The organism is Amycolatopsis sp. NPDC004169 (assembly GCF_040610315.1).
In the GTDB taxonomy this organism is placed as follows: Bacteria; Actinomycetota; Actinomycetes; order Mycobacteriales; family Pseudonocardiaceae; genus Amycolatopsis.
Genome location: NZ_JBEXMD010000003.1, coordinates 150,090 through 171,321 on the forward strand (window position 1 = coordinate 150,090; position 21,232 = coordinate 171,321).

Consider the following 21,232-nt stretch of genomic DNA (forward strand, 5'->3'; position numbering starts at 1 on the left):
CCCCCGGGCACCGCCAAACGAAAAGCGATTATTCAGCTGTCCACTGTGGCCTACAGCTGCTGCGCCACCAGCTCCGCGATCTGCACGGCGTTGAGCGCCGCGCCCTTGCGCAGGTTGTCGTTCGAGATGAACAGCGCCAAGCCGCGGCCACCCTCGACGCCCTGGTCCACCCGGATGCGGCCGACGTAGCTCGGGTCGTTGCCCGCCGCCTGCAGCGGGGTCGGGATCTCCGACAGCTCGACCCCCGGCGCCTGCGCCAGCAGCTGCGTCGCGCGCTCGACCGGCAACGGCTGCGAGAACTCCGCGTTCACCGAGATCGAGTGCCCCGAGAACACCGGCACGCGCACGCAGGTGCACGAGACGCCGAGGCCCGGGATGCTCAGGATCTTGCGGCTCTCGTTGCGGAACTTCTTCTCCTCGTCCGTCTCCAGCTCGCCGTCGTCCACAATGGACCCGGCCATCGGGAGGACGTTGAACGCGATCGGGCGGACGTACTTCTCCGGCTTCGGGAACTCGATCGCCGCGCCGTCGTGGGTCAGCAGCGACGCGTGTTCCGCCGCGGCGCGGACTTGGCCCGCCAGCTCGTCGACGCCGGCCAGCCCGCTGCCGGACACCGCCTGGTACGTCGACGCGACCAGCCGGACCAGCCCGGCCTCGTCGTGCAGCGGCTTGAGCACCGGCATTGCGGCCATCGTGGTGCAGTTGGGGTTCGCGATGATCCCCTTGCGCGCTTCCTTGATCGCCTCGGGGTTGACCTCGCTGACGACCAGTGGCACGTCCGGGTCCATCCGGAACGCCGAGGAGTTGTCGATCACCGTGGCCCCGGCCGCGGCGAAGCGCGGCGCCTGCGCCTTCGACGTCGACCCGCCCGCGGAGAACAGCGCGATGTCCAAACCGGACAGATCCGCCGTCGAGGCGTCCTCGACCGTGATTTCCGTGTCACGCCAGGGAAGCTTCGAACCCGCCGAGCGCGCCGAAGCGAAGTAGCGCAGCTCGGCGACGGGGAACTCCCGCTCCGCCAGCAGCTTGCGCATCACCGCACCGACCTGGCCGGTCGCGCCGACCACCCCGACCCGCAACCCGTCCGCCATCAGCGACCACTCCCCGCGTAGACGACGGCTTCTTCGTCGCCGCCGAGTTCGAACGCCTCGTGGATCGCGCGCACGGCGTCGTCGAGCTGCGCGTCCCGGATCAGCACCGAGATGCGGATCTCCGAGGTGTTGATGATTTCGATGTTGACGCCGGCCTCGGCCAGCGCTTCGCAGAACGTCGCCGTGACACCCGGGTGCGAGCGCATCCCGGCGCCGACCAGCGACACCTTGCCGACGTGGTCGTCGTAGAGCACCGACTCGAAGCCGATCTCCGCCTTGACCTTCTCCAGTTCCTTGACGGCCTTGGCGCCGTTGGCCTTCGACAGCGTGAACGTGATGTCGGTGCGGCCGGAGACGGTGCTGGACACGTTCTGCAGCACCATGTCGATGTCGATCTCGGCATCGGCGATCACGCGGAAGATCCGGGCCGCGGCACCGGTGGTGTCCGGCACCCCGGTCACCGTGATCTTGGCTTCGGAGCGGTCGTGCGCCACACCGGTGATCAGGGCTTGTTCCACGGGGATCTCCTCGATAGAACCGGTCACCGTCGTGCCCGGCTTGTCACTGTAGGAAGAACGGACTCGGATCGGGACGCCGTAGCGGCGCGCGTACTCGACCGACCGCAGGTGCAGGATCTTCGACCCGCTCGCGGCGAGCTCGAGCATCTCTTCGTAGGTGACGGTGTCGAGCTTCTTCGCGTCCGGCACCACCCGCGGGTCGGCGGTGTACACACCGTCCACATCGGAGTAGATCTCGCAGACGTCGGCGTTCAGCGCGGCGGCCAGCGCGACGGCGGTGGTGTCCGACCCGCCGCGGCCCAGCGTGGTGATGTCCTTCGTGTCCTGCGCGACGCCCTGGAACCCGGCCACCAGCGCGATGTAGCCCTGGTCGAGGGCCTCGGTGACGCGGCTGGGCGTGACGTCGATGATGCGGGCGTTGCCGTGCACCGACGTCGTCACGACGCCGGCCTGCGAACCGGTGAACGACCAGGCCTCGGCGCCCTGGGCCGCGATCGCCATCGCGACCAGCGAGTTCGAGATGCGCTCACCCGCGGTGAGCAGCATGTCCATCTCCCGCTCCGGCGGCGCCGGGTTCACCTGCTGCGCCAGGTCGAGCAGCTCGTCGGTGGTGTCACCCATCGCCGAGCAGACGACGACGACGTCGTTGCCCGCCTTCTTCGTCGCGACGATCCGCTCCGCCACGCGCTTGATCCGGTCGGCACTTTCCAGCGACGATCCGCCGTACTTCTGGACCACGAGGGCCACGCCCGAACCTCCTCGCGGGCCGGGCGGCTCCTGGTGGGCACCGAGGAGCCCCCGCGTCCCATGATTTGAACTGGAGCCTACCGGGGCGCGGGCGGCCCGCCACCCTCTTGACGTGGGGCTCACTCGTCCCATGGGTGTCGGGGAAGTAAATCTTCCGCAACACCAACGAAATGCGCGGAGCCCTTCCGCCCGAGTGACGCACAGCACTCGTGGGTACGCTGTTGATCGTGCGAAAGCCTGCTGTGACGAGTGTCCCGATCGCAACCCTGATGGCGGAACGGTGGAGCCCGCGGGCCTACGACGAGTCAGCCGTCGTCACCCACGAGCAGGTACGCGCGCTGCTGGAAGCGGCCCGCTGGGCGCCGTCGTTCGGCAACACGCAGCCGGCCCGCTTCCTGGTGGGCGTCCGCGGCACGCCGTCGTTCGACGCGATCCTGGGGTCGTTGAACTCGGGCAACCAGGCCTGGGCGCGCCGGGCGAGCCTGCTGCTGGTCGGCGTCATGGTGACGACGAACGAGAAGGGCGAAGTCCCCTACGCGGAGTACGGGCTCGGGCTGGCGGCGGAGAACCTCGTCCTGCAGGCGGTCGAGCTGGACCTGGTCGCCCACCAGATGGCGGGCTTCTCCCCGGAAGCCGTGCGCGCGGCGTTCTCGCTCCCCGACGACGTCGTCCCCAAGGTCGCGATCGCGGTGGGGTCGGTGGCGTCGCCGGAGGTGCTCGAGGAGGACTGGCGGATCGAGCGGGAGAAGGCCGACCGGGCGCGGCTGCCGCTCGAGGAGTTCGCCTTCACCGACTCCTGGGGCAAGCCGGCGCTATGACGCCCCGCCCACCCGGCGGATGACCTTGGCCAAGATCCCGGACACGACCATCCAGAAGATCGCCGCGATGCCGTAGTTGACCAGCACGCGCAGCTTCTCGTCACTCGGCGTGAACAGGTCGCCGAAGCCGAGCGCGAGGCTGTCCGCCCAGGACTTGACGAACGACACGATTCCGTTGTCCGGGTTCGCCGAGCCGACCGTGAAGATCACGTGGATCACCAGGATGGCCGCGAAGACCAAGCCGACCCAGCGGACGATCGACGCCACCAGCGAAGCCGCCCTGCCCCCGGTGCGGCGCCAGTCGACGGCGGCGCGCCGGGAGACGCGCGTCTCCTCCGATGACGACTCTGCGTGCTCACCCATGCCCGCAGTTTCGCACGCCACCCAGCCGATTGCTACCCACAAGTAACCATCCGGGTAACAGTTCCGGCACGGCCCGGCTTCCCTCACCCGGCGTTCCGTGGTTATGGTGGGGGCCGTGGCGCGTGCTCTCCTGCTTCGCTGCCGCGACGGGGCCTGACCGGACCGGCTCCCCGTCGCGGGGCTTCGTGGTGCCGGTCGCACCCGTCGAGCTGGAGACACCCCAAATCCCATGAGCAAGATCCGCAAACCGTCGCGTCCCGCGCCCGCCGGCCAGCCCGCCTGGAACACCCAGCGCGGCACGTCCATGCCGGTGCACCGCTACCGCCCCTGGTACGACCTGGTCGAGAACATCGACCTGCCCGACCGCACCTGGCCCGAGAAGCGCATCGAGCGCGCGCCGCTGTGGTGCGCCGTCGACCTGCGTGACGGCAACCAGGCCCTGATCGACCCGATGTCGCCGGCGCGCAAGCGCAAGTTCTTCGACCTGCTGGTCCGCATGGGCTACAAGGAGATCGAGGTCGGCTTCCCGGCGGCGTCGCAGACGGACTTCGACTTCGTCCGCGAGATCATCGAAGACCACGCCATCCCGGACGACGTCAGCATCCAGGTGCTGACCCAGTGCCGTCCCGAGCTGATCGAGCGGACCTTCCAGTCGCTCGAAGGCGCGCCGCGCGCGATCGTCCACATCTACAACTCGACCTCGATCCTGCAGCGCCGCGTCGTCTTCCGCGAGGAGCGCGAAGGCATCAAGAAGATCGCGACGCAGGCCGCGGAAATGGTCGTCGAGCTGGCCGCGAAGCAGCCCGACACCGACTTCCGGTTCCAGTACTCGCCGGAGTCCTACACCGGCACCGAGCTGTCCTACGCGCTCGAGGTCTGCAACGCCGTCACCGAGATCTGGCAGCCGACGCCGGAGAAGCCGGTGATCCTGAACCTGCCGGCGACCGTCGAGATGGCGACGCCGAACGTCTACGCCGACTCGATCGAGTGGATGAGCCGGAACCTGGCCCGCCGCGACTCGGTGATCCTGTCGCTGCACCCGCACAACGACCGCGGCACCGGCATCGCCGCCGCCGAGCTGGGCTACCAGGCCGGCGCCGACCGGATCGAAGGCTGCCTGTTCGGCAACGGCGAGCGCACCGGCAACGTCGACCTGGTCGCGCTGGGCATGAACCTCTACAGCCAGGGCATCGACCCGCAGATCGACTTCTCCGACATGGACGAGATCAAGCGGACGGTCGAGTACTGCAACCAGCTGCCGGTCGGCGAGCGCTCGCCGTGGGGCGGCGACCTGGTCTTCACCGCCTTCTCGGGCAGCCACCAGGACGCGATCAACAAGGGCCTCGACGCGCTGAAGGACGCCGCCGACAAGGCGGGCGTACCGGTCGACGAGTACCCCTGGGAGGTCCCGTACCTGCCGATCGACCCCAAGGACGTCGGCCGCACGTACGAGGCCGTGATCCGGGTGAACTCGCAGTCCGGCAAGGGCGGCGTCGCCTACATCATGAAGGCCGAGCACCAGCTCGACCTGCCGCGTCGGCTGCAGATCGAGTTCTCGAAGGTCATCCAGCGCTACACCGACACCGAGGGCGGCGAGGTCGACCCGACGACGATGTACAACGCCTTCGCGGCCGAGTACCTGGAGCTGAAGACGCCGCTGGAGCTGGTCCGCCAGCACGTCCGCGACAACGGCGACGGCGAGTACGACATCACCGCGACCGTGCGCGTGGAGGGTGACGAGCACGAGGTCACCGGCCGCGGGAACGGCCCGATCGCGGCGTTCTTCGACGCGCTGTCGACGGTCGGGTACGACCTGCGCCTGCTGGACTACAGCGAGCACACGCTCTCGCCGGGCGACGACGCGCGCGCGGCGTCCTACATCGAGTGCGCGATCTCTGACCGCGTGTTCTGGGGCATCGGCATCGACCCGTCGATCGTCACCGCGTCGCTGCGCGCGGTCGTCTCGGCGGTGAACCGCGCCAACCGGTAGCCGGTGAAGGCCGAGCGGCTGGTCGCGCTGCTGTTCACGCTGCAACGGCGGCGCAGCGCGACCGCCGCCGAGCTCGCTGCCGAACTGGGCGTTTCGGAACGGACGATGCACCGCGACCTGGCCGCCCTGCGCGAAGCGGGTGTTCCGTTGTGGACCGAGCAGGGCCGGCACGGCGGCTTCCGGCTGGTCAACGGCTGGCGGGCCGGGCTCGACGGGCTGACCGCGCGCGAGGCCGTCGCGCTGTTCGCGCTCGGCGTGCCGGACGCGCTCGCCGGGCTGGGTCTCGACACCGCGGGCAGCGCGGCGCGGGCGAAGGTGTCCGCAGGCATGCCCGCGGAGCTGCGGGAACACGCCGCGCTGGTGGCCGGTCGGTTCCACCTGGACGCCCCGGGCTGGTTCGGCTCGCCGGACGAGCCGCCGTCGCTGGCGGCCGTGGCGCAGGCGGTGTGGTCGCAACGGCGGGTCTCGGTGACGTACCGGCGCCGGGACAAGGTGGCTTCGCGGGAGCTCGAACCGCTCGGGCTCGTGCTCAAGGCGGGTGTCTGGTACCTGGTCGCCCGGGTGGTGCCGGACGACGCGCTGCGCACCTACCGCGTCTCGCGGATCCTCTCGGTGGCCGAGCTCGACACCGCGTTCGAGCGGCCGCCGTCGTTCGATCTGGCCGACTGGTGGCGGGCGTCGTCGACGGCGTTCGAGCAGGTCGCGCGGCCGGTGCGGGTGCGCGCCCGGCTGAACCAGACCGCGGTGCGCGAGCTGCGCCGGGTCTTCGGCGGGGAGCACCTGGCGGACACGGTCGAGTCGCTGGGCCCACCGGACGACGACGGGTGGACCGAGGCCGAGCTCGCCCTGGAAGACGGCGAGATCGGCCTCGGCCAGCTGGTCGCGCTCAGCCCGGGCGTGGAGGTCGTGGAACCGGTGGAACTGCGGGCGGCCCTCGCCGCGATCGGCGCGGAGCTGGCCGCCCGCAACGCTCACCGGTAGCCGGTGGTGTCCGCGGGCTTTCCGGCGTCCGCCACCTCCGTCATGTACCGCCAAGCGTCCGGCCGGCTGCCGTCGACGTCGTCCACGCCGTACTCCTTCGCCAGCCGGCCGCTGTTCACCGTCTGCCCGGTCCACCGGTGCCGGTCCGGGTCCGCCGCCAGCGCCACCACCGTGCGCCCGCAGAACGTCGGCGTTTCCGAGATCGCGAAGTGCGGGACGCGCTCGCAGGCGTCACGCCAGTTCGCCTCGGTCACCCCGTAGATCTCGAGCATCGCCTCCGACCGCAGGTAGCCGGGGGTGAAGGCGACGGCGGTCGCGCCGTGCGAAGCCAGTTCCGCCGCCTCGCCGATCGCCAGCAGGTGCGCCGACGCCTTCGCCAGGTAGAAGGGCAGCGAAGTGCCTTCGCGGTACTTCGCGTTGTACTCGGCCGTGCCGTCGGTCAGCTCGACGACCAGCCCGCCGGGCCGGTCGATCAGCAGCGGGAGCAGGAAGTGGCTGGTGATCAGGTGCGCGTCGACGCCGAGGCGGATCATCCGCAGGCCGGCGGCCAGGTCGTGCTCCCACACCGGCTTGCCCCAGCCCAGGTGCTGGTCGCCGCCCCAGAGGCCGTCGACCAGGATGTCGAGGTGGTCGATCCGCTTGGCCAGCGCTTCGACCTCGGCCGGCACCAGGTGGTCGACGCGGATCGCCTCCGCCCGGCCACCCGCCCGTTCGACCAGCTCGGCGGTCTCTTCGATCGTCTCGGGACGGCCCACTTCGGACCGCTCGGTGCGCGTCGAGCGCCCGGTGACGTACACGAACGCGCCCGCGCGGCCCAGTTCGACCGCGATCGCCCGGCTCGCGCCACGCGTACCGCCTGCCACCAGTGCGACTTTTCCGGAAAGAGTGCTCATGCCGACCACGTTCGCGCCGAACCATGACAACTCCTGGCATGGTTTCCGAAGCTGTGGGCCGGCTGTCGGGTTGCTGTGAGTCCCAGGTGATCGGGAGTGCCGCGCCGCGGGCGGGTGGTTAATGGAGGTGTGGACGGATCGACGGCGGGACTGCTGGTGCTGTTCGTCGTCGCGCTCGTGCCGCTGCTGCCCACCGAGGTGACCATCCTCGGCATGGGGATCTCGGCGGCGCAGGGCGGGACGTCGCTGGCGCTGGTGATCGCCGTGGCGAGTGCCGGGTGCCTGGCGTCCGACCAGGCGCTCTACGCCCTCGGCCGGTTCGGTGGCCGGGCGGCGCTGGACCGGCTGAGCCGGCGGCGCAAGTTCGCCGCCGGCCTCGGCTGGCTCGACGGGCGGCTGCAGCGCCACCCCCGGCCGGTGCTGGTGGCCGCCCGCTGGCTGCCGTCGGGCGGGACGATCGGTGCGCTCCTCGCCGGATCGCTCCGGTGGCCGATGGCGGAGTTCTTCACCGCATCGGCCGTCGGCGTCACCCTCTGGACGTCGTACGTGGCCCTCCTCGGCTACGCCGGCGGCCGGGTGGTCACCGAACCCGGGATCAGCCTGCTGCTCTCCCTGGCCGTGGCCCTGGTCCTGGGTTCGGTGATCACCTACCGGGTGCGGCACAGCGTCAAATCGACTTGAGGGCCTCGAGGATCGCCGACGGCTCGGTCCGCGTGACGAAGTCCGGGTGGACGTCGACGAACCGGAGCACGCGGTCCCGATCGACCACGAGCACCGCCGGGTGGACCAGCTCCCAGGTGCCGTTGACCTGCTCGAGGTCGGTGCCCAGGGTCACCATCGCGTCCCGCACCGGCGCGGACACCGGGTAGCTCAGCCCGAGCCCCCGCGCGACCGTGCTTCCGGCGTCCGAAAGCACCGGGAACGCCAGGTCCGGCACCGGGGCGTCCGGCCGCTGCGGGCTGATCGCGGCCAGCCCCGCCCCGAAGTGCGCCAGCTCGGGCAGCAGTTCCTGCTGGTAGGTGCGCAGGGTCAGGTTGCAGTACGGGCACCACTGGCCGCGGTAGAAGACGAGTACCGCCGGCCCGTCGGCGACGAGTTCGCCGAGGCTCGTCGGCGTCCCGTCGGCTGCCGGCAGCGTGAAGTCCTCGATCTTGGCGCCCACCTCGGCGAAATCCGTGGCGCCCCGGCGCCGGTCCGCTTCGAGGATTTCGGCGATCTCCGGTGGCAGCGCGCTGCGGAGCTGGTGGTTGAGGCCGGCCAAGGCGTTGTCGAGCGTCATGGATCCCCCTAGCAGTTGTACTGATCGGTACAGTGGGCCGAACTGTACTATCCGGTACATGGAGGCGCAAGCAGCTTCGACCCCGCGCGGCAAGCGGACCCGCGACGCGATCGTCGACGCCGCGGCCGCGCTGATGTACGTCGACGGCGTGGCGGGTACGAGCGTCGACAAGGTGCTCGCCGCCAGCGGGGCCGGGAAATCGCAGATGTACCACTACTTCAAGAACAAGGAACAGCTGGTCGAGGCCGTGATCGACCGGTACCTGGAGCAGATCCTCGGCAACCAGCCGGCGATCTTCACGCTGGCTTCCTGGGCCGACCTCGAGACGTGGACCGAGCAGCTGCTGGACGTCCACCACCGCGCGGGCGGCCCGATCGCCTGCCCACTGGGCAACCTCGCGGGCGAAGTGGGCGACAACCCGAAGCTCGCACCACTGGTCGACCAGGCCTACCGGACATGGGAGTCCCACCTGGCCCGCGGGCTGACCACGTTGCAGGACAAGGGAGAGCTCGCCCCGGACGTCGACCCGGCGCGGCTGGCGCAGGCGGCGATGACGTCCGTCCACGGTGGACTGCTGCTGGCCCACATCCGGCACGACCTCACGGCACTGGAGGACGCGCTGGGGATCGCGCTCACCTACCTGCGAGGCTTCAAGCCGTGAGCTGGGCGATCTCCGCCCGCAGTTCGTCGATCACCTTGGCCACCGCCGGGCGCTGCAGCGCGCCGGTGCGGCACACCGCCTCCACCAGCCGCGCCGCGCGGATGCCGGCCAGCGGACGGCCGACCAAGCCGCTGCCGCGGCCCGTGTTCATCGTGTACCGCGGCAGCAGCGCGATGCCGTGGCCCGCCGCGACCAGGCGTTCGGTGATCCGGAAGTCGTTGATCCGCTGCACCACCACCGGCCGCACGCCGGTGCGGATGGTCAGGGAGCGCAGCACGTCGTCGACCGGGAAGCCGAAGTCGACGCTGATCCAGCGTTCGTCCGCCAGCTCGGCCAGCTCGACGCGGCGCCGGTTCGCCAGCCGGTGCCCGATCGGCAGCGCGACGTCGAGCGGCTCCCGCAGCAGCGGCACCACCTCGAGGCGGCCGGAGTCGAACGCCGGCGCGTGCTCGTCGCGGTGCGCCACGACGACGTCGTAGTCCGCGACCAGGCCGGGCACCTCCGGTGGCGTCATGTCGACATCCCGGACGTCGACCTCCAGCCCGTCGTACCCGGCGACGCGGGTCAGCAGCCCCGGCAGCAGCATCAGCCCGGCCGACTGGAAGATGGCGATCCGCACCCGCCCGCGCGGCGCGCTGCGGTAGGTGTCCAGTTCGGACTCGGCCCGTTCGAGCGCGGCGAGCACCTCGTCCGCCCGGGCGACCAGCGCACGGCCGGCATCGGTCAGCCGCAGCCCGCGCCCGGCCGGTTCGGTGAGTGGCAGGCCGACCTCGCCCTGCAGGGCGCGCAGCTGCTGCGAAACGGCGGACGGCGTGCAGTGCAGCGCCCGCGCGGCCGCCGTCACGCTCCCGCGGTCGGCGAACTCCCGCAGCGTGCGCAACCGGCCCAGATCCACGCCGTCACTGTACTTGAAGCACAGCTACAAGGTTCCTGCAGATAATCTCGCTGGTCCTTCACTGTGCGGCTTGTCAGAGTGGAGGCATGCCCGCTCGTGACCGTCTGCTCGCCGTGCTCGTCGCCGTCCTGTGGGGCCTGAACTTCCTGGCCATCCACGCCACCCTCGGCCAGTTCCCGCCGGTGTTCGCGGGCGCGCTGCGGTTCGCCGTGATCGCCGTGCCGACCATCCTGTTCGTGCCGTGGCCGAAGGTGAAGGTGCGGCACCTGCTCGGCTACGGCCTGGGGTTCGGCACCGGGCAGTTCGCGTTCCTGTTCATCGCGATGAACACCGGGATGCCGACCGGGCTCGCGTCGCTGGTCCTGCAGGCGTCGGCACCGTTCACGGTGCTGCTCGGCGCGGTGTTCCTGCGCGAACGCGTCACCCCGCACCAGCTGGCGGGCATCGCGCTGGCGGTGGCCGGGATGGCGGCGATCGCGTGGCAGCGGTCCGGGCACGCGGCGCTGCTTCCGATGGTGCTGACCCTGCTGGCCGCGCTGAGCTGGGCGTTCGGCAACCTGAGCACGCGCAAGGCCGAGCCGGACAACCCGCTGCACTTCACGCTGTGGATGTCGGTGGTGCCGCCGCTGCCGATGTTCGCGTTGTCCCTGGTCATGGAGGGCCCGGCGGCGCAGTGGCGTTCGCTGACGACGCTCGGGACGCCGACCGGTCTGACCGCGCTCGCGGGGCTGGCGTACGTCGTGCTGATCGGCACGGTGGTCGGATCGGGCCTGTGGACAACGCTGATGCGCCGCAACCCGGCCGGCGTGGTGTCGCCGTTTTCGCTGCTGGTGCCGGTGGTCGGCCTGACGGCGTCGTTCGTGTTCCTGGGCGAGAGGCCGACCTGGCTCGAGGTGGGCGCGGCCGCCGTCGTGATCGCCGGCGTCCTGCTCGGATCGCTGCGAACCGCGCCCAAGCGAGAACTCGCCGCGGTTTAGGCGGCGGTCTCTTCCTGCTGCGGGGTTTCGGCGTCACTCTTGTGCTCGCGGCCGAGCCGCTTCTTCATGATGATGAAGACAACGGCACCGATCACGACGGCCGCGAGCAGGCCGTATTTGGAGAAGTTGCCGAGCCACTTCTCGGCGGCCTCGCCGACGTAGTAGATGAGGGCGGTCGTGCCGCCGGCCCAGGCGATGCCGCCGAGCGCGTTGGCGATGAGGAACTTCGGGTAGTGCATGCGCAGCGACCCGGCGAGCGGGCCGGCGAGGATGCGCAGGAAAGCGATGAACCGGCCGAAGAACACGGCCCACATACCGCGTTTGTTGAAGATCCGTTCGGCGTTGGCGATATGCGTCGGCCCGAAGTGCTTCGGGAATTTCCGGCCCGCCCAGGCGAACAGCCGTTGCCCCCCGGTTTTCCCGATCAGATAGCCGATGCTGTCACCGACGATGGCCCCCGCACTGGCCACGACGCCGACCCAAAGCGGGCTCAGGGTGGGGTGGGTGACGGTGAGCAGGGCGGCGCTGACCAGCACGACTTCACCGGGAAGCGGGATGCCGAGGCTTTCGATCATGATCACCGCGCCGACGATCAGGTACACCGAAATCGGCGGGATCGCCTCCAGCCACTGGTCGATGTGCACAGCCCGTACCCCCTGGTACCACGTCGGGATTGGTGTTCGCTTTCCGAAGGGTACCGGGGGCGGTGCGCGCGGGGCGGCATCCTCAGGTATTGCCCGGGGTACGACTTTGGTCGGGTGCGGGGTTGCCTGCCGCCGTCCGAAGCCGCGGTGACCGCCCGCCCACCGCAGGCCGAAGCCACCGCGACCACCCACCCGGCCGCCGGCCAACGCTCCCGCGACCACCCACCTCGCCGCCGGCCGAAGGCCCTTCTCACCGGCGGCCAAATCACCCAACCGAGCACACCCCCCTGCCGAACCGATACGCAGCCCCCTCAGCGGCCGTCACGTCGTGTCAAGGCACGCTTTCCCGCCTTGACACGACGTGAGGGCCGTTGAACAATCCGGCGTTCGGCTCGGCTGGGGGCACCCGAGCGCTTATCCACCGGAGTTATCCACAACTCTCACTCCCTGTGGACAACTTCGGTGGATAACCCCCGATCGAGCGATCCGGACGGACCCGGCCGATAGACTGGACTTGGGCACGCCCCCAGGGAAGGGCGGGGAGCTGTCCGGGGGCGGGGCCGGCGGGTGGGTGGCCTGCGAGTGCGGTGTGTCCGCGGTGGTGGTTGTAGGTGTGCAGCCAGAGTGGCAGGTGTTCGTAGCGGCGGATCGGAGCCGAAGTGACCCGGTCCAGATGGGGGAGCCGGTAGCGGGTCAAGATCCGGTGCACCGTGGAGGGGTTCAGCCCGAGCAGGTAGGCGATGCGGGCCGGTCCCTCGCGGCGCAGGACCCGGACTTTGACTCGCCGCTCGGTCCGCGTCGGTGTCTGGTTCGGGCTGGTGCGGGGACGGCTGGACCGGTCCGCCATCCCGGCGTCACCGTGGTTGCGGTAACGGCAGGCCCACCGGGCGGCGGTGGAGACCGAGACCTCGAACCGCTCCGCAGCTCGTCGAAGTGGCCGGCCGTCCTCGACGATGCAGCGGGCCAGGCGGAGTCCGCCGGTCGGGGTCAGGGGTGCGTTGGCGTGGGACACGAGGGCCTCCGTTGCTCGGCGTAGACGTCGCAATCCACACCGAACCCGGAGGCCCTCTCTCACACCAAGACGATCCGATCACGTGTCACCACGACCGCAACCTCCCCGGGCAGTACAACCAGGGCACGCCCCCAGGGAAGGGCGGGGGCAGCGGCGAAATTCTGCCGGGCTGGGCGACCAAAGGTGGAAGGCCGACCAGCAGAAAGCCCGACTCGTGGCTGGCGCCACCCGGAACACCGATCAGGGCTTCAAATCCACAGCAGCCCGCAACGTCCCATCCATGTGGAACGGCGTCGAGTCGTGCACGTGCGTGATCAGCCACTCCCCACCCTCCCGCCGAAAACACACAGTCGACCGGAACCACAGCGAAAACCCCGCCGGCGCCCCCTTCGGCCTGGCCGAAAGCCGGTTCAACGCGTGGCAGTACGCGATATCTCCCCCGAGGAACACCTCCAAGTCCCGGATCTCGTACTCGATCGGCCCCTCGAACGTCTCGAACCAGGCCTCCCGCGCCTCGACGGAAATCACGTCAGCCCCACGCTGTGCCAACGGCGGTGCCAACGTGAACGCCACGACGTCCGGCGCGTAGTGGGAGCCCAACGTGGACGCGTCACGGGCCGCCATTGCCGCCTCACGCGCCGCCATCAGATCGCGGATCTGCTGCTCACTCATGCCATTCTCCTCAAGGTCGGTGGTTGCACAGTGGACGTAGACACCGACGGACGGATTTCGACAGGAGGCGGGAGACGAACGTGAAATACGTGGTCCTGATCTACGGCAACCCCGAGTCGCGCGCCGCGTGGGAGGGGATGACCGATGCGCAGCGGGCCGCCGGGCTCGCCTACTACCAGCAGCTCAACGACGATCTCGATGCCTCCGGCGAGCGGATCGTCTCCGAACGGCTCGCCTACCCCGAGCTGACCAAGCAGGTGGGCCGCACCGACGGCCCGTTCGCCGAGACCAAGGAGTTCCTCGCCGGGTTCTACCTGCTCGACTGCGAAAGCGAAGACCGCGCCCTCGAGATCGCCGCGAGGGTGCCGGAAGCCTCCTTCGGCAAGGTCGAAGTGCGGCCGGTGATGGGGCTGCACGGACCCGAGCTGTGACCGAACGCCTGTTCCGCGAGCTCGCTCCGCAGGTCCTCGCCGCGCTCGTCCGGCGGTACGGCGACTTCGACGCCTGCGAGGACGCCGTCCAGGAAGCCCTGCTCGCCGCCTCGCAACAGTGGCCGGTCGAGGGCGTTCCGGATCACCCGAAGGGGTGGCTGATCACCGCCGCGTCCCGGCGGCGGATCGAGCAGTGGCGCAGCGAGACCGCGCGGCGGCGGCGTGAGGAAGCCGTTGCCCGGAGCGAGCCGGCCGGGGGCGAGCCGGCCGGCGGGGTGGACGACACCCTGACCCTGCTGCTGCTCTGCTGCCACCCGGCCCTGAACCCGCCGTCGCGGGTCGCGCTCACCCTGCGGGCCGTCGGCGGGCTGACCACCGCCGAGATCGCACGGGCCTTCCTCGTCCCCGAGGCCACGATCGGCCAGCGGATCAGCCGCGCGAAACAGAAGCTGAAAGGCGAACCGCTCACGAACGACCAGCGCCCCGAGCGGCTGGCCGCCGTGCTGCAGGTGCTCTGCCTGATCTTCACCGAGGGCCACACCGCCAGTTCGGGTGACGCGCTGAGCCGCGTCGACCTGACGACCGAGGCCATCCGGCTGACCCGGCAGCTGCGCGCGGAACTCCCGGCCGACGGCGAGGTCGCCGGCCTGCTCGCCCTGATGCTGCTGACCGAGGCCCGGCGCCCGGCCCGCGTCGACACCGCCGGTGCCCTCGTCCCGCTGGCCGAACAGGACCGGACCCGCTGGAACCGGGCGTTCATCGACGAGGGCGTCGCGCTGATCACCACGGCCCTCGCGACCACCCCCGTCGGCCCGTACCAGCTGCAGGCGGCGATCGCCGCGGTCCACGACGAGGCCCCGACCGGCGAAGACACCGATTGGGCGCAGATCCTCACGCTGTACGACCTGCTGCGGGTCGTCGCGCCCGGGCCGATGGTGACGCTGAACCGTGTGGTGGCGTTCGCGCAGGTCCACGGCCCCGAAGCGGGGCTGGCGGAGCTGCGCGAGGCGGAAAAGCACCTCGCGCGGCACCACCGCGTCGACGCCATCCGCGCGCACCTGCTCGAAAGCACCGGCGACCTGGCCGGCGCCCGGGCGGCGTACCTGGCCGCCTCGCGGCGGACGCTCAGCCTGCCGGAACAGGCGTACCTGCAGTCCCGGGCCGCCGGTCTGGCGACATGAGAACGGCCGACCGGGACGAGGCCCGGTCGGCCGTCACTTCAGAGGATCTCGGCGGAGGTGCCGATGTCCGGCGGGCCGAGGTCGGGGTTGAGCGCCCCGGTCAGTTCCACCAGCTCCGGCTCCACCTCGTGCGGCTGGATGCGCCCGTCGCGGATGTCCTCCGCGTAGTGGCACGCCACCCGGTGCCCGCCGCCGATTTCGCGCAGCTGCGGCCGGTCGGTGTCGCACAGGCTCGCTTGCCGCCACGGGCAGCGCGTGTGGAAGCGGCAGCCCGACGGCGGGTTCGCCGGCGACGGCAGGTCGCCCGCCAGCAGGATCTGCTCGCGGGTGTCCTCGACCACCGGGTCCGGCACCGGGATGGCCGAAAGCAGCGCCCGCGTGTACGGGTGCAGCGGCTCCCGGTACAGCGAGTCCGCGTCGGTCTCCTCGACCAGCGCGCCCAGGTACATCACGCCGATGCGGTCGGAGATGTGGCGGACCACCGCGAGGTCGTGCGCGATCACCACGTACGTCAGGCCGAGCTGGTCCTGCAGGTCCTCCAGCAGGTTCACCACCTGGGCCTGCACCGAAACGTCCAATGCGGACACCGGCTCGTCGGCGACGATCAGGTCCGGCTCCACCGCCAGCGCCCGCGCGATGCCGATGCGCTGGCGCTGACCGCCCGAGAACTCGTGCGGGTACTTCCGCAGCGACGTCTCCGGGAGGCCGACCGCGGCCAGCAGCTGCCGCAGCCGCCGCTGGGTGGCTTCCTTGTCCTTGTCGAGGCCGTGCGCGTGCATGCCCTCGAGCAGGATGGACTCCACCGACTGGCGCGGGTCCAAACTGGACATCGGGTCCTGGAAGACCATCTGCATCCGGCGCCGGGCCTTCCGCAGTTCCTCGCCCTTGAGCTGGGCGACGTCGGTGCCGTCGAACTTCACGGAACCGGCGGTCGGCTCGTTGAGCCGCAGGATCGCCCGGCCCAAAGTGGACTTTCCGCAGCCGGATTCGCCCACCAGGCCGTAGGTTTCGCCGCGGCGGATGGCCAGGTCGACGCCGTCGACCGCGTACACGTGCCCGACCGTCCGGTCGATCACGACGCCGCGCTTGATCGGGAAGTGCACCTTGAGGTCGGTGACCTCGAGCAGCACGTCACCAGCAGGACGGGTCATCGGGTTCCTCCTCCCGCGGCGACCGCGGGCCGCACGGGGTTGTGACAGCGCAGCAGGCCGCCCTGGTCGGGCACCAGCTGCGGCTGGACCTCGCGGCAGACCGGCAGCGCGTTGGGGCAGCGCGGCGCGAACGCGCACCCGTGCTCCCACGGGATGTTGTCGGCCACCGAACCCCGGATGGGGATCAGCTTCTCGCCGCGGCCCGCGTCCAGGCGCGGGATCGAGGCGAGCAGGCCGTGCGTGTACGGGTGCCGCGGCTCGGCGAACAGCTGGTGCCGCTGCGCCCGCTCGACGATCTTGCCGCCGTAGAGCACGTTGACCTCGTCGCACAGCCCGGCGACCACGCCGAGGTCGTGCGTGATCATGATCAGCGCGGTACCGGTGTCCTGCACCAGTTCCCGCAGCAGCGCCAGGATCTGCGCCTGGATGGTGACGTCCAGCGCGGTGGTCGGCTCGTCGGCGATGAGCAGCCGCGGACGGCACGCCAGCGCGATCGCGATCAGCGCGCGCTGCCGCATCCCGCCGGAAAGCTGGTGCGGGTACTCGGAAAGCCGGCGCGACGGGTCGGGGATGCCGACCTTGTCGAGCAGGTCCACCGCTTCGACGGACGCCGCCTTGCGCGACATCCCGCGGTGGCGCTCCAGCACCTCGGTGATCTGCAGCCCGATCGGGATGACCGGGTTCAGCGAGGACAGCGGGTCCTGGAACACCATGCCGAGGTCGCGGCCCCGGCGGTCGCGCATGTCCCGGTCGGACAGCGCGAGCAGGTCGGTGCCCTCGAAGCGCACCGAACCGGAGACCTTGTTGCCGCGCTTGGCCAGCAGCCGCATGATCGCCAGGGACGTCACGGACTTGCCGCAGCCGGACTCGCCGACCAGGCCGACCGTCTGACCCGGCTCGACGTCGAAGCTGACGTTGTCCACGGCGGTGAAGGGCTGTTCGCCACGGCGGACGAACTGGACCGTGAGGTCACGGACTTCAAGGAGTGCCATCGGTTGTCACCGCCTGTTCTTCGGGTCGAGGGCTTCGCGGAGCGACTCGCCGAGCAGCGTGAACCCGAGCGCGACGATGATGATCGCGATGGCCGGGTAGTACGCGAGCTCGGGCCGGACGTCGAGGAACTGCCGGGCACCCTTGCTCAGCATGATGCCCCACTCCGCCCGGTTCGGGTCCGGATCGCCCAGGCCGAGGAACGACAGCGCCGCGGCCTCCAGGATGGCGGTGGCCAGGGTCAGCGTGGCCTGCACGATGACCGGGCCGAGCGAGTTCGGCAGCATGTGCCGGAACACGATCGCGCCGCGCTTCACGCCCAGCGACGTCGCCGCGAGGACGTGGTCGCTGCCGCGCTGCACCAGCATCGAACCGCGCAGCAGCCGCGCGAAGATCGGCACGCCGATCAGCGAGACGGCGAGGATCACCGTCCACTGGCTCGGCTTGGCGAACAGCGCCGCGACCGAGATCGCCAGCAGCAGCGACGGCACCGACAGCATGACGTCGACCAGTCGCATGAGGACGGTGTCGACCCAGCCGCCGAACGCACCGGCGAGCCCGCCGATGATGATGCCGAGGAGCACGCCGATCACCGTCGCCAGCACGCCGACGAGGAGGGTGTTCTGCGCGCCGACGATCAGCCGCGACAGTTCGTCGCGGCCGAAGTCGTCCACGCCGAGCGGGAAACCGGGCTGGCTGCCCGGGATGATCCCCTGGCCGAGCGCGACCTTGTCCTGCAGGTAGCGCTCGAACGGGTCCTTGGGCGCGATCAGCGGCGCGAACACCGCCAGCAGCACGAACAGGCCGGTGATCACGCCACCGGTGATGGCGACCGGGCTGCGCAGCATCCGCCGCAGCGCTTCGCGACCGAGGCTGTTGCCGCTCGCCGCGGCCAGCTTGTCGATCGGCTCTTTCTTCTTGTTCAGCAAAGTGTTCATCGCACACGCACCCTCGGGTCGATGATCCCGTACGAGACGTCGACCAGCATGTTCACCAGCACGTACACCAGCGCGCCGAACAGCAGCAGCGCCTGGAGCCGGGGGTAGTCACGCCGTTCGATGCCTTCGGCCAGCAGGAATCCGAGGCCGCGGAAGTTGAACACCCGCTCGGTCAGCACCGCGCCGCCGAGCAGCGCGCCGGTCTGCAGGCCGATGGTGGTGACCACCGGGAGCAGGCCGTTGCGCAGCACGTGCCGCCGCCGCACGACGGGCTGCGTGAGGCCCTTCGAGTTGGCGGTGCGGATGAAGTCCTCGTTGAGCACTTCGAGCACCGAAGCGCGGGTGATCCGGGTGATCACCGCGAGCGGGATGGTGGCGAGCGCGAACGCCGGGAGGATCAGGTGCTTGATCGCGTCCCAGACGGCGTCCCATTCGCTCGTCATGATGCCGTCGAGGACGGCGAAGTTGGTGATGGCGGTGGCGTCGAGCCCCGCGGTCTGCCGGCCCTGCGACGGCAGGCCCAGCGGCCCGGCGAGCAGGTCCTGCATCATGTAGCCGAGGAAGAACACCGGCACCGCGACGCCGATCAGCGTCAGCACGATGATCACGTTGTCAGCGACACCACCGCGGTAGCGGGCCGAGAGGTAGCCCGCCGGGATGCCGATGAGCACCGCGATGATCATCGCGGAGATGCCCAGCTCGATGGTGGCGGGCAGGAAGGTGCCGATCTCCGACATCACCGGCTGGGTGGACACCAGCGAGGCGCCGAAGTCACCGGTGACCGCGCGGCCGAGGAACTTGAAGTACTGGATGACGACCGGCTGGTCGAGCCCCAGCACGTGGTTGAGGTTGGCGATCTTCTCCGGCGTTGCCTTGTCGCCGAGGAGGGCGGCCGCGGGCCCTCCGGGCAGCGACCTGAGCCAGGCGAAGACCAGGATGGACAGGATGAGCAGCGTCGGGATCGCTTGTAGCAGCCGACGCACGAGAAAACGGAGCACTTGCAGTCCTTAAGGGGGCAGCCCGCTGAGTACGGAACATGGGGTGGGCGCGGTAGCACCCACCCCATGCCTCGCATTGGTTCTCAGTTAACGGTGACGGTGTTGAACCGCTCGTCGGTCAGCGGGCTGGCGACCAGGCCCTTGACCTTCGGGCCGACCACGATGGCGGGCGGGCCGTAGGAGATCGGGATGGCGGGCAGATAGTCCATGATCTGCTTGTTGACTTCCTGGTACGCCTTCGCGTGCGCGTCACCGGCGGGCGAAGCGTCCGCGGCGGCCAGCGCCTGGAACAGCTGCGGGTTGTCGAACCCGAACTCCGGCTTCTTGCGGCCGAAGAAGGTGCCGACGAAGTTCCCGGCGTCGTTGTAGTCGCCGGTCCAGCCGAGCAGGTGCAGGTCGTGCTTGCCGAACTTCTGGACGTCGTCCTTGTAGCCGCCGTTCCACGGCTTGGCGACCGGCTCGATCTTGATGCCGATGGCCTTCAGGTCCTCGGAGATCGAGGTGAAGACGTCCGCCGGGTTCGGCATGTACGGCCGGGTGACCTCGGTCGGGTAGTAGAACTTCAGCGTCAGGTCGGTCGCGCCGGCTTCCTGCAGGAGCTGCCGGGCCTTCGCCTGGTCGAACGGGTACTTGGTGACGTCGTCGGTGTAGCCGGAGATCGTCTTGGGCACGAACTCGGTGGCCGTCTCGGCGCCCTCGGGCAGCTTGCTCTTGACGAACTGCTCGCGGTTGATGCCGTAGGCCAGCGCCTGGCGGACCTTGAGGTTCTTCAGCTTCTCCGCGGCCGGGCCGGACTGGTTGATGCCCAGGTAGAGGACGTTGAACGGCGGGCGCACCAGCACCTGCTCGCCCTCGTTGCGCAGCAGGCCGTAGTCCGCGGGCGCCGGGTAGTCGTAACCCTGGATGTCGCCGGCCTTGAGCGCCTGCTTGCGGGCGTTCTCGTCCGGGATGACCTTGAAGATCAGCTTGTCGAGCTTGGCCGTCTGGGTCGGGCTGGTCTCGTTCTTGGACAGGGTGATCTCACCCTTGCCCTGGTCCCAGCTGTCGAACTTGAACGGGCCGGTGCCGACCGGGTGCTTGTTCGCGTACTCGCTGTAGGTGAACGAGTCGCCGGACTGGGTGACCTCGTCCGCCTTGTACTGCTTGAGCGCGGTCGGGCTCTGCATCGAGAACGACGGCAGGGTGAAGGCCGCCGGGAACGCGCCCTTCGCCTTGTTCAGGTTCACGACCGCGGTGGCCGGGTCCTTGGCTTCGCAGCTCTTGTAGACCGGGTCGCCGTAGTCGGTGCTCTCGTTCTTGGCGAAGCCGCTGAACACGTCGGCGTAGTAGATCATCTGGCTCTGGGCGGCGGCGCCCTTCATGTTGTACCAGCGGTCGAAGTTGAAGCAGACCGCGGCCGCGTCGAAGGCGGTGCCGTCCGAGAACTTCACACCCTGCTTGAGGGAGAAGGTCCAGGTCTTGCCGTCGTTGCTGGGCTCCCACTTCTCGGCCAGCGAGGGCTCGAGGTCGGCGGTGCCCGGCTTGTTCTGGATCAGCGTGTCGAAGATCTGCCGCGTGATCCGGAAGGTCTCGCCCTCGTCGTTGAAGATGGGGTCGAACAACTTCGGGTTACCGGCCGCGCCGAAGATCATGGTGCCCCCGGAACCACCCCCTGCGCCCTCGTCACGCTTGGACTCCGCACAGGCGGACAGCGAAACCGCGAGCGCGCCGCTCAGCCCGATCAGGGCCACGCGGCGTGTTCGGGTCAGCCGCAATTGCTGCATCTGGCACCCCTTGGGAGATGTTTCGGGTTCAAAGTCACCGTCCGGTCGGTCAGGAACTCGGGCGGACGGTCGGTGTGCTCGCCGACACTAGCGGGAACTCGGCCCGCACTTAAGCACGGGAGGTTACGATCGCGCTACGTGGACACCGATTTGACCGCAATGTGTCCGTAAATCACGACAGAATGTGACCATTTGTCGTTGACGGCTGCGCCCGGTGCCTGATCCATGACTCAGATGGC

The 21,232-nt window shown here is 69.9% G+C and carries 21 protein-coding genes and 1 pseudogene; 8 read left to right on the forward strand and 14 right to left on the reverse strand.

The genetic code is table 11. The features are described from left to right. Positions 1–50: 50 nt before the first annotated feature. Entirely contained in the window at positions 51–1,091 is a 1,041-nt protein-coding gene (locus ABZX11_RS05305) for an aspartate-semialdehyde dehydrogenase (protein WP_354910100.1), read from the reverse strand. Beyond that, positions 1,091–2,356, reverse strand: coding sequence for an aspartate kinase (locus ABZX11_RS05310; RefSeq protein WP_176174258.1), 1,266 nt, complete (start codon positions 2,354–2,356; stop codon positions 1,091–1,093). Before ABZX11_RS05310 ends, ABZX11_RS05305 begins: the two co-directional genes overlap by 1 nt. A 227-nt stretch (positions 2,357–2,583) precedes the next feature. Here ABZX11_RS05310 and ABZX11_RS05315 point away from each other — a divergent pair, with 227 nt between their 5' ends. Further along, a complete protein-coding gene (locus tag ABZX11_RS05315; protein WP_254897079.1) occupies positions 2,584–3,174 on the forward strand; it encodes a nitroreductase family protein in 591 nt (196 codons plus the stop codon). Here ABZX11_RS05315 and ABZX11_RS05320 read toward each other — a convergent pair. Further along, on the reverse strand, positions 3,169–3,537 hold the full coding sequence (locus tag ABZX11_RS05320; RefSeq protein ID WP_354910104.1) for a hypothetical protein: 369 nt from the start codon (positions 3,535–3,537) through the stop codon (positions 3,169–3,171). The genes ABZX11_RS05315 and ABZX11_RS05320 overlap by 6 nt on opposite strands. Before the next feature lie 229 nt (positions 3,538–3,766). On the opposite strand from ABZX11_RS05320, the gene leuA reads away from it, so the two are divergent. Then, positions 3,767–5,527 (forward strand): 2-isopropylmalate synthase, encoded by a 1,761-nt coding sequence (gene leuA / locus ABZX11_RS05325; RefSeq protein WP_354910107.1) that lies wholly within the window; start codon positions 3,767–3,769, stop codon positions 5,525–5,527. A gap of 3 nt (positions 5,528–5,530) precedes the next feature. Then, the gene (locus tag ABZX11_RS05330; protein WP_354910110.1) at positions 5,531–6,508 is read left to right on the forward strand and encodes a WYL domain-containing protein; all 978 of its coding nucleotides are present in this window, start codon (positions 5,531–5,533) and stop codon (positions 6,506–6,508) included. On the opposite strand, the gene ABZX11_RS05335 is transcribed toward ABZX11_RS05330, so the two are convergent. Further along, positions 6,499–7,401, reverse strand: coding sequence for an SDR family oxidoreductase (locus ABZX11_RS05335; RefSeq protein ID WP_354910113.1), 903 nt, complete (start codon positions 7,399–7,401; stop codon positions 6,499–6,501). The two genes, ABZX11_RS05330 and ABZX11_RS05335, sit on opposite strands and share 10 nt — an antisense overlap. A 129-nt stretch (positions 7,402–7,530) precedes the next feature. On the opposite strand from ABZX11_RS05335, the gene ABZX11_RS05340 reads away from it, so the two are divergent. Then, a complete protein-coding gene (locus ABZX11_RS05340; RefSeq protein ID WP_176174253.1) occupies positions 7,531–8,082 on the forward strand; it encodes a VTT domain-containing protein in 552 nt (183 codons plus the stop codon). Here ABZX11_RS05340 and ABZX11_RS05345 read toward each other — a convergent pair. After that, a complete protein-coding gene (locus ABZX11_RS05345) occupies positions 8,069–8,680 on the reverse strand; it encodes a peroxiredoxin-like family protein (RefSeq protein WP_354910115.1) in 612 nt (203 codons plus the stop codon). The genes ABZX11_RS05340 and ABZX11_RS05345 overlap by 14 nt on opposite strands. 58 nt (positions 8,681–8,738) lie before the next feature. Between ABZX11_RS05345 and ABZX11_RS05350 the strand changes: the two genes are divergently transcribed. Beyond that, the gene (locus ABZX11_RS05350; protein ID WP_354910118.1) at positions 8,739–9,341 is read left to right on the forward strand and encodes a TetR/AcrR family transcriptional regulator; all 603 of its coding nucleotides are present in this window, start codon (positions 8,739–8,741) and stop codon (positions 9,339–9,341) included. Here the strand turns inward: ABZX11_RS05350 and ABZX11_RS05355 are convergent. Next, positions 9,331–10,236, reverse strand: a complete 906-nt coding sequence (locus tag ABZX11_RS05355; protein ID WP_354910121.1) for a LysR family transcriptional regulator — start codon at positions 10,234–10,236, stop codon at positions 9,331–9,333. The genes ABZX11_RS05350 and ABZX11_RS05355 overlap by 11 nt on opposite strands. 86 nt (positions 10,237–10,322) lie before the next feature. Between ABZX11_RS05355 and ABZX11_RS05360 the strand changes: the two genes are divergently transcribed. Then, a complete protein-coding gene (locus ABZX11_RS05360) occupies positions 10,323–11,213 on the forward strand; it encodes an EamA family transporter (RefSeq protein WP_176174249.1) in 891 nt (296 codons plus the stop codon). Here the strand turns inward: ABZX11_RS05360 and ABZX11_RS05365 are convergent. From ABZX11_RS05365 to ABZX11_RS05375, 3 genes and pseudogenes are all read right to left on the reverse strand, one after another. Then, positions 11,210–11,857, reverse strand: coding sequence for a DedA family protein (locus ABZX11_RS05365; RefSeq protein ID WP_176174248.1), 648 nt, complete (start codon positions 11,855–11,857; stop codon positions 11,210–11,212). The two genes, ABZX11_RS05360 and ABZX11_RS05365, sit on opposite strands and share 4 nt — an antisense overlap. Positions 11,858–12,491: 634 nt before the next feature. Then, positions 12,492–12,869 (reverse strand): annotated as a pseudogene (locus ABZX11_RS05370) (leucine zipper domain-containing protein); the annotation flags it as partial. Positions 12,870–13,109: 240 nt separating this feature from the next. Then, the gene (locus ABZX11_RS05375; RefSeq protein WP_354910125.1) at positions 13,110–13,541 is read right to left on the reverse strand and encodes a nuclear transport factor 2 family protein; all 432 of its coding nucleotides are present in this window, start codon (positions 13,539–13,541) and stop codon (positions 13,110–13,112) included. 80 nt (positions 13,542–13,621) lie between these two features. Between ABZX11_RS05375 and ABZX11_RS05380 the strand changes: the two genes are divergently transcribed. Together ABZX11_RS05380 and ABZX11_RS05385 are read left to right on the forward strand one after the other, a co-directional pair. Next, entirely contained in the window at positions 13,622–13,972 is a 351-nt protein-coding gene (locus ABZX11_RS05380) for a YciI family protein (protein ID WP_176174246.1), read from the forward strand. Further along, entirely contained in the window at positions 13,969–15,153 is a 1,185-nt protein-coding gene (locus tag ABZX11_RS05385) for a DUF6596 domain-containing protein (RefSeq protein ID WP_354910128.1), read from the forward strand. The genes ABZX11_RS05380 and ABZX11_RS05385 overlap by 4 nt, the downstream gene beginning before the upstream one ends. A 38-nt stretch (positions 15,154–15,191) precedes the next feature. Here the strand turns inward: ABZX11_RS05385 and ABZX11_RS05390 are convergent, their stop codons facing one another. The 5 genes from ABZX11_RS05390 to ABZX11_RS05410 form a co-directional block, all read right to left on the reverse strand. Then, on the reverse strand, positions 15,192–16,304 hold the full coding sequence (locus tag ABZX11_RS05390; protein WP_176174244.1) for an oligopeptide/dipeptide ABC transporter ATP-binding protein: 1,113 nt from the start codon (positions 16,302–16,304) through the stop codon (positions 15,192–15,194). Next, entirely contained in the window at positions 16,301–17,296 is a 996-nt protein-coding gene (locus tag ABZX11_RS05395; protein WP_354910131.1) for an ABC transporter ATP-binding protein, read from the reverse strand. The genes ABZX11_RS05390 and ABZX11_RS05395 overlap by 4 nt, the downstream gene beginning before the upstream one ends. Before the next feature lie 6 nt (positions 17,297–17,302). Further along, positions 17,303–18,232, reverse strand: a complete 930-nt coding sequence (locus ABZX11_RS05400) for an ABC transporter permease (RefSeq protein ID WP_176174242.1) — start codon at positions 18,230–18,232, stop codon at positions 17,303–17,305. Then, a complete protein-coding gene (locus ABZX11_RS05405; protein WP_176174241.1) occupies positions 18,229–19,230 on the reverse strand; it encodes an ABC transporter permease in 1,002 nt (333 codons plus the stop codon). The genes ABZX11_RS05400 and ABZX11_RS05405 overlap by 4 nt, the downstream gene beginning before the upstream one ends. Positions 19,231–19,313: 83 nt before the next feature. Further along, positions 19,314–20,861, reverse strand: coding sequence for an ABC transporter substrate-binding protein (locus ABZX11_RS05410; protein ID WP_176178085.1), 1,548 nt, complete (start codon positions 20,859–20,861; stop codon positions 19,314–19,316). Positions 20,862–21,232: the final 371 nt, after the last annotated feature.